Source organism: Bdellovibrio sp. (genome assembly GCF_047637665.1).
In the GTDB taxonomy this organism is placed as follows: domain Bacteria; phylum Bdellovibrionota; class Bdellovibrionia; order Bdellovibrionales; family Bdellovibrionaceae; genus Bdellovibrio.
Map to the genome: position 1 here is coordinate 382,533 of NZ_JBLJBT010000044.1, position 6,256 is coordinate 388,788.

General features: G+C 44.7%; 4 protein-coding genes. 2 read left to right on the forward strand and 2 right to left on the reverse strand.

The window, feature by feature from the left end; translation table 11 throughout:
- A complete protein-coding gene (locus ACM64D_RS16815; protein WP_415064400.1) occupies nt 1-1,104 on the reverse strand; it encodes a winged helix-turn-helix domain-containing protein in 1,104 nt (367 codons plus the stop codon).
- Nucleotides 1,105-1,399: 295 nt separating this feature from the next.
- The gene (gene lon / locus ACM64D_RS16820; protein WP_415064401.1) at nt 1,400-3,895 is read right to left on the reverse strand and encodes an endopeptidase La; all 2,496 of its coding nucleotides are present in this window, start codon (nt 3,893-3,895) and stop codon (nt 1,400-1,402) included.
- Between the two features lie 332 nt (nt 3,896-4,227).
- On the opposite strand from lon, the gene ACM64D_RS16825 reads away from it, so the two are divergent.
- Both ACM64D_RS16825 and ACM64D_RS16830 read left to right on the forward strand, forming a co-directional pair.
- Nucleotides 4,228-5,757, forward strand: a complete 1,530-nt coding sequence (locus tag ACM64D_RS16825; protein WP_415064402.1) for an ATP-binding protein — start codon at nt 4,228-4,230, stop codon at nt 5,755-5,757.
- The gene (locus ACM64D_RS16830; protein WP_415064403.1) at nt 5,754-6,143 is read left to right on the forward strand and encodes a response regulator; all 390 of its coding nucleotides are present in this window, start codon (nt 5,754-5,756) and stop codon (nt 6,141-6,143) included. The genes ACM64D_RS16825 and ACM64D_RS16830 overlap by 4 nt, the downstream gene beginning before the upstream one ends.
- Nucleotides 6,144-6,256: the final 113 nt, after the last annotated feature.

Sequence of the window (6,256 nt, forward strand, 5' to 3'; positions counted from 1 at the left end):
CTAGTGCTCGAAATGAACTCGAGCCGCTTTATTCATGTAGTATCCGTTTTTGGCTCTAAAAATATATTTAGGTTTTTCGTAATCAGGTTCGATCAACTTACGCAGACGTTTGATCGTCACGTAAATCTTATTATCGTGAATCGCAGGATCATAAGGCTGCTTCCACACATTCTCGACCAGGAATTCTTTTGAGTAAATCTGACCCTGGTTTTGTACAAACAAGCGCAGAAGATCCAACAAAATGAACTGATTTTTAAAATCAATACGTCCCAGTTTTTTCTCGATGACCGAGTGATTGACCTCATCAAAGATAAGATCGAAGTTTGTCTGAGACTCACCACCGATTTTTTCAGCGAGTGTCTTCACCATGCGCGCCAGGCGTTTTTGGTTTTCACCATCAACAGATCTTTGCGCCAGCGTGATGTAGGTTCTTGCCATATCCTTATCGCCGATTTCAAAGTATGCGTCCGCCAAGCCGCCCATGAGGTAATTCGACATTACCACATTGCGAGTTTCTTTGACGATGTCGTAGGCTTTCCACAAAACCTCAATCGCTTCGTCATACTTTTTCATTTGCTTTAAGATGTCCGCATTCAAAAACAACGAAGCCGCTTGAAGATCAGGCATTTGATAGACTTGGAAGAAAACCTGAAGATTGTAGATCTCTTTCAAAGCGTCAGAATGACGACCTGTCGAAGGATGAGAGTAAACCATCGCCAGACCGAAGATCGCGTGACAGATATCTTCTTTGTTGTCAGACGCCAGAGCGATTGCCAAAGCTTTCTGAAGATAGTCCATCGCCGTCTCAAGTTGGCCTTTGTAAGACGCGCACACTGCGAGTGTGTAGTAAGTCTTGGAGTTCAGTTCAAAGCCTTCTTTAAGAACTAAATCTTGGAGTTTTTCTTTTGTTAGGTTGATTTCTTCAAACTGTTCGCGCTCTGCATAGATACGCAACAACAGGTTTAAGCACTTCAAGTATTGAGAGAAATTTTTCTCAGCAAAATATCCTTTCGAAGCATCCTGAAGATGCTGCACGGCCGGTGTGAATTCACCCCGATCGCAGTATAACTTGCCGAGCTCAAAGGCACGCTCTAGTTCATTCATAAGTTCCTAAAACTCCAAAACAAATACAAAATTACTCGCAGGGGTTCAGGTTTTTACAGATTGTCAGGATTTCGTCAATGCAAGACGCGGACAGCTGCTTAAAAAGTGGGCATAATGAGAATTGATTTCAGTAATGTAATCGTGGGGCCAAGAGGGGGCTTAAAATAACGCGATGGGCTTAAAGAATATCGCCTTGCGTACCAAAGATCTTCGCAAGGGAAAAATAAAGAAGGCCCTCGATGGAGGGCCTTCTAGATAACGCACTTTAGTTAGAAAAAGTCACCAGGCACCGTTTTTAGTGGTGGTGGACGGCTTGGCCTGTGTATTGGGCCTTGATGCCGAACTCGCGCTCTTTTTGGATTTTGAAAAGTTCCTTTGGAGATTTAATGTCCAAAGCGTTGATCAACACTTGGTCCACATGATCTACCAAGATCACTTTCAAATCCTTCATCACTTCCTTAGGAATGTCCTTGAGATCTTTTTCGTTCTCTTTAGGACAGATGATAATTTTAATACCACCGCGATGAGCCGCCAAAATCTTCTCTTTCAAGCCACCGATTGCCATCACACGACCACGAAGAGAAATCTCTCCCGTCATCGCCACTGTGCGCTTCACAGGGACTTTCATGATCGCAGAGACGATCGAAGTCGTTAAGGCGATACCCGCTGAAGGACCGTCCTTAGGAACAGCACCTTCCGGCAAATGGATGTGCACGTCGATGTTTGAGAAGTACTCTTTATCCAATCCGAACAAAGGACCTCGGGAACGAACGTAGCTCATCGCCGCAGAACAAGACTCTTTCATCACGTCACCCAGTTGGCCCGTGACTGTGAACTTGCCTTTTCCAGGCACAACACTCACTTCGACAGCCAGGAGGTCTCCCCCCACTTCCGTCCAAGCCATTCCGTTGGTAAGACCGATCTCGTTTTCCGTTTCGATCACACCAAACTTGTACTTGTGAGGTCCCAAAAGTTCGACCAGCTTTTGTGGTGTCACCACGTAGCCTGATGTTTTGGAAGCCGTCGTCTTTGCTGCTTTCGCACCTTTTTTAGCAGCGGCGGACTTCTTATCAGTCTTCGCTTCTGCCTTAAAGTTCTCAACGGTTTCGCCCATCACGATTTCCTTAGCGACCTTACGGCACACATTGGCCATCTGTCTTTCTAAGTTACGAACGCCAGCCTCTTTCGTGTAGTAACGAATGATGTCGCGGATCGTTTCATCTTTGATCGAAACTTTGTAGTCTTTCAAACCATGGTTTTCCAACTGCTTCGGAACAAGGTAGTTCTTCGCAATGTGGAATTTCTCCTGCTCAATATAACCTTCAAGATTGATGATCTCCATACGATCCAAAAGAGGTCTTGGAATAGTATGCAGTGAGTTCGCTGTCGCGATAAACATCACCTTTGAAAGATCGTATTCAAGCTCCAAGTAGTGATCTTGGAAGTTATTGTTTTGTTCAGGGTCCAAAACCTCCAGCATCGCTGCCGCTGGGTCCCCACGGAAGTCGTTGGCCATCTTGTCGATCTCATCCAGAAGAACAAGTGGATTTCCTTTATCAACTTTGCGAAGAGCTTGAAGGATTTTACCTGGCATTGCTCCCACATACGTTTTTCTGTGACCACGGATCTCTGCTTCGTCTCTCACGCCACCCAAAGAAATTCTGGCAAACGGACGATTCAAAGACTCGGCAATAGATCTTGCCAACGATGTTTTACCGACCCCTGGAGGGCCCGCCAAACAAAGGATTGGCCCCTTCATGTCTTTCGAAATCGAAAGCACGGCAAGGTATTCCAAAATTCTGTCTTTAACCTTCTCAAGACCCCAGTGATCATCATCCAAGATGCGCTGAGCGTTCTTAAGGTCATGTTTTTCTTCATTGTAGTCATACCAAGGAAGAGAAAGAACCCAGTCGATGTAGTTGCGAACAACCGTCGCTTCCGCAGACATCGGTGACATCATTTTGAGCTTTTTAATCTCTTTCATGACCTTGTCTTTGGCTTCTTGGCTCATCTTCTTATTCTTGGTCTTGATCTCTAGATCCTGCAACTCAGCTTGGTAATCATCTTTTTCACCAAGTTCTTTCTGAATGGCCTGCATTTGCTCATTGAGATAGTACTCTTTTTGAGAGCGCTCCATCTGCTTCTTCACGCGGGTGCGGATCTTTTTCTCGACTTCGAGAATCTCGATCTCACCTGTCATCAAGTTCAACAAATGCTCCAAACGCTTGGATGGATCAATGATCTCCAAAACGGCTTGTTTGTCTTCCAACTTCAGATTGAGTTGCGCGACAATGATGTCGGCAAGTTCGCCTGGGTTTTCGATCGTCGACACACGCATCAAGATCTCAGGAGGGATGCGCTTATTAAGCTTCACATAAGTCTCAAAGGTGCCCTTCACAGAGCGAACCAAAGCTTGCGCCTCAACGATGTTTGAAGAGTCTTCATCAAGAGACTCACAAGACACCATGAAAAAGTTCTCGTTGTTTACGAAATTCTTAATCTTTACACGACGTTTACCCTCAACCAGAACTTTCACTGTTCCGTCTGGCAAACGAAGAAGTTGAATGATTGTTCCAACAGTACCGATAGCAAAGATATCTTTGGGTTCGGGATTGTTTGTTTTAGCGTCTTTTTGAGCCGCCAACACGATATCGGTCTGTTTGCTCATCGCTTCTTCCAGAGCATTGATGCTCTTTTCGCGACCAACAAACAAAGGCATCATCATATGTGGAAAAATGATGAGGTCTCTTAGGGGCAAAAGTGGTAGTTGTTGTACTTTTCCCTCGCTCATATCCTCTCCCTCCCTGTGGGTTAACGAGCACTTGCGCTTTTTAAGACACAAGAGGTTTTTGCGGGGGTTAATATCCGTATCAACCTTATGCAAATTCCTACACTCAGTCTAACTATGTGTTCGATTACTGGGAAGTAAATATATTCGGAAAAAAAACAGTTCTGGCCCCGGCACCGAGTCCAATTTGCCGCTATTTTGGGCATCATAATGAAGCCTAATACTAACCGAAAACTATTCTTATTAGTGTCGATATTTGAGAATCTTTCCGAATTGTAATTCCCCGGGGTTAAATTTTCGTGCCTTTTTTGGCCAAATTGTTCGATAAGTGCATTGTGACATCTAGTAACTCCAGACGCTGGTTCCGCCGAAACTCACTCTCTTTAAAGCTTCTCATTGCAACATGGGCCGTGAGTTCTTTTGCTACGTTAATTCTAACGGCCATCCAGCTTATTATGGACTATCAAAGAGATTTTGATAAGTTACAGAACAATTTCGCCATCATCAAAAACTCCTACCTCGACTCGATGGCCGAGCACCTCTGGTCCTATGACACTCGACTTTTGGAGATTCAACTAGACGGACTGAGTCGCCTGCAAGGCGTGAGCTATCTTCGCTTAGTGGCGGACAATAAAACCATTTATGAATCCGGGAAATCTGATCCCAGCGACGACAACCACAAACGCTTTGAGATTTACCACAAAAACACGAACGAAATTCTGGGAAGCCTCGACGTCGAGTTAGACGTTAAAAATTTACGAGAGCGATATTTTCAAGACGCCATCTGGATCTTTATTCGCCAAGCCGCTAAAACCCTGGTCGTTGTCTCTTTGCTGTACTTTATTTTCAATCACATCTTGGTCGTTCATATTCAGCACATTGCCGGCTACCTAAAAAGCACGGATCGCCGCAGTAAAACGGATCTTCAGCTGAAACGCCCAGGCCACAAAGGGGAGGATGAACTAGACGTCTTGGTTGATTCCATCAATCAATTTCGTTCAGATCTTCTTCTGGCCAATGAAAAGTTGGAACGGTTAAACCAAAGCCTTGAGCAAAAAGTGATCGAGCGCACGCGACAGTTAACAACTAAAAACGAAAGCCTTGAAAAGGCCATGCTGCAAATCAAACGTATGCAAGCAACCCTTGTCGCGCAAGAACGTCTGGCCTCTTTGGGAAGCCTCACTGCCAGCGTCGCCCACGAAATTCGTAATCCCTTAAATTTTGTTCTGAATTTCAGCGAACTCCTCACTGATTCAGAAAACATTGAAGAAATCAGAGAGATCAGCCGCGTGGTTCTTAAACACAGTCAACGCATTGATCAAATCGTCCGCTCTATGCAGATCCTATCGGGATACGACAGCGATGTCCTGGAGGCGACAGATATTAGCGAAATTGTGAAACGCGCTTATCAGGATACCGTCTCGACAAGGGCCATCGGTTCTAGTTACGTTCCTCCCAAAGTGACCTATCGCCTCGGGGACTCCGTCATTGCCCCGGTCTATGCAACTTCCCTTTTACGAGCACTTTCAAATATCATCGACAATGCTATTCATGCGCTCGAGAAAAAGGTGCTCTCTAACAAGGTCTTTGAACCAGAATTAACGTTGTCGACGGCAATTCGCGGGGACATGGTCGAAATCACCATTCGCGATAATGGCGTAGGGATCCCTGAAATACTTGGTGAAAAAATCTTTGACCCTTTTTTAACAACCAAAGCTGCCGGAGAAGGGGCCGGTCTTGGGTTAACAGTTGCATTTAATATTGCTCAAAAACATGGCGGCACATTAAAATATTCAAGTGAGTTTGGACAATGGAGTGAATTCGTATTAGCCCTCCCACTTGCACATGAAAGACTCGGTTCATGATTAATATTCTTATTGTTGACGACGAAGCGGATACTCATCTGCTGTACAAATTGAAGTTCAAAAAGCTGTTTGCCAATTTGGGGGAACTCAATCTTGTTTCCTTTTTAAATGCTCCCGATTGCCTGAAGTATCTCGAAAGAAGCGACGTGCCTCCGGTGGACCTGATCCTTTCAGATATCAATATGCCCGACATGGATGGCTTTGAACTTCTTCAAAAGGTTCACGAAAAAAAACCGCAGCTTCCCTTTTACATGGTGAGTGCTTACGAATCCCCCGAATTTCGCATCAAAGCAGACAGTCTTGGTGCCACTCGTTTTTTAAGTAAACCGGTGGATTTTCACCTTCTTGGGGACATGCTAAAGAAAGATCTTTCCATCCAGGCATAAAACATCAAAGCCCTGAACGGACTTCTTAGCTAAGGACAAATAAAAAAACCAGGGCTTCCTGATCTGTACCCCAAAAAGTGGACTTTTAAATAAAAGGGAATACCCTGAGTTTA

What these genes read in the sequence shown, in the direction of transcription:
- ACM64D_RS16815 (WP_415064400.1), bottom strand. Translation starts at nt 1,104, where the DNA reads ATGAATGAACTAGAGCGTGCCTTTGAGCTCGGCAAGTTATACTGCGAT.
- lon (WP_415064401.1), bottom strand. Translation starts at nt 3,895, where the DNA reads ATGAGCGAGGGAAAAGTACAACAACTACCACTTTTGCCCCTAAGAGAC.
- ACM64D_RS16830 (WP_415064403.1), top strand. Translation starts at nt 5,754, where the DNA reads ATGATTAATATTCTTATTGTTGACGACGAAGCGGATACTCATCTGCTG.